Origin of the sequence: Staphylococcus sp. GDY8P120P (genome assembly GCF_017892065.1) — a bacterium.
GTDB lineage: Bacteria > Bacillota > Bacilli > Staphylococcales > Staphylococcaceae > Staphylococcus > Staphylococcus nepalensis.
Map to the genome: position 1 here is coordinate 1 of NZ_JAESKI010000046.1, position 1,377 is coordinate 1,377.

Genomic DNA, 1,377 nt, shown 5'->3' on the forward strand with positions numbered 1-1,377 from the left:
TAACAACCAATCCAAATCATTGATTTCGATATCGTGAAGTCAAAAGGAAATTCTATTACAAGTAATTTTTTGGTGGGGTTTGATTTTGAAATTTTAGCAATCACTTTTTTGATTGCTTGGTTTTGAATTTTTGTTTTGAGGAGAGACATTGGGGGGTACTACGACCCCCCCAATGGGTGCAATGTGCAATGTGAAAAAATCGACTTAAGCCTTGATATTATGGGGTTTTTGACAATTTTAGACACAAAACTTAACAAAAGTATTCATGAAAACTCTAGACTTTTATGGATAATATACTATATAATACAGAATAAGGATTTAAAAAGGAGGGGTTATAATGGCTCGAGAAAAAGTTGGAATAACATTAACACCTGTAACGATTGAAAGGCTGAAAGATATATCAGAAGAGATGGGATTGAGTAAATCTCAAGCGATATCTATGTTAATTAATAATTACTATATTGAAAAAGGTAAAAAGGGGGATAGAGACAGTGGAAAATAAAAAAAGAACCTAGCTCCCAAATAGCTAAGTTCTCTAAAATCTTTATTCAACACTGTTATTTTACCATGGCAAAATATATTAAAGCAAGAACGTGGGGAATGGTTGTATATCCACAATCTGCCCCTGAAAATTGGACAGAATTACTTGAAGAAACTTATTTACAATTCGCAATATCTCCTTTGCATGATAAAGATGTTAATCCTGATGGAGAAATTAAGAAAGAGCATTGGCATGTCATACTAATTTGGGATGGACCTGTTACTCAAAATGCAGCATCAAAAATTGCTGAGAAGGTAAATGCACCACAACCAGTTAAACTTGAAAGTGTTCGTGGAGCGTATAGGTATTTCACGCATATGGATAATCCTGAAAAGTATCAGTATGATGAAAAAGATATAAAAATCTATAATGGCTTTGATATTTCTAACTATATTGCTCTTACTAGAGAAGAAAAGTATGAAGCTATTTCAAGGATAAAGAAGATTATTATTAGTGAAAACGTAACAGAATATATAGATTTATTAAGTCTTTTAGAAGAAATGGATTATAACCTATTTAAAGTTGCTTGTGATAATACATTTACTATTAATGTTTTAGTTAGATCCAATAGACATAAACATGATAATTAATTTTGAATTAGCTAGCCACTATGGCTAGCTTTTTGCGTTAGCAAAAAAGGGGGATTGGGGGTTTACCCCCAACAAGTGTATTTGCAGAACGAAATGAGCGTTAGCGAATGAAGTGGCTAGCAAATACGATGCTTGCCAAACCAAAAAATTACTTGTGATAGGAGAAAAACTTTTGACGAACAAAGAAATAATGATAGCCACTTCAGTGGCGATTGGTGCTGGTTTTAACTTGGATTAATTCCAAGT

2 protein-coding genes are annotated in these 1,377 nt (G+C 32.8%); both read left to right on the forward strand.

From position 1 onward, the window contains the following. Positions 1–337 precede the first annotated feature (337 nt). On the forward strand, positions 338–502 hold the full coding sequence (locus KA900_RS14540) for a ribbon-helix-helix domain-containing protein (RefSeq protein WP_002503080.1): 165 nt from the start codon (positions 338–340) through the stop codon (positions 500–502). 65 nt (positions 503–567) lie between these two features. Continuing rightward, positions 568–1,131, forward strand: a complete 564-nt coding sequence (locus KA900_RS14545; RefSeq protein WP_049388228.1) for a replication protein — start codon at positions 568–570, stop codon at positions 1,129–1,131. The last annotated feature ends 246 nt before the right edge of the window (positions 1,132–1,377 follow it).

Excerpts from the sequence above, each read along its gene's own strand:
- KA900_RS14540 (WP_002503080.1), top strand. The coding sequence starts at position 338 with ATGGCTCGAGAAAAAGTTGGAATAACATTAACACCTGTAACGATTGAA.
- KA900_RS14545 (WP_049388228.1), top strand. The coding sequence starts at position 568 with ATGGCAAAATATATTAAAGCAAGAACGTGGGGAATGGTTGTATATCCA.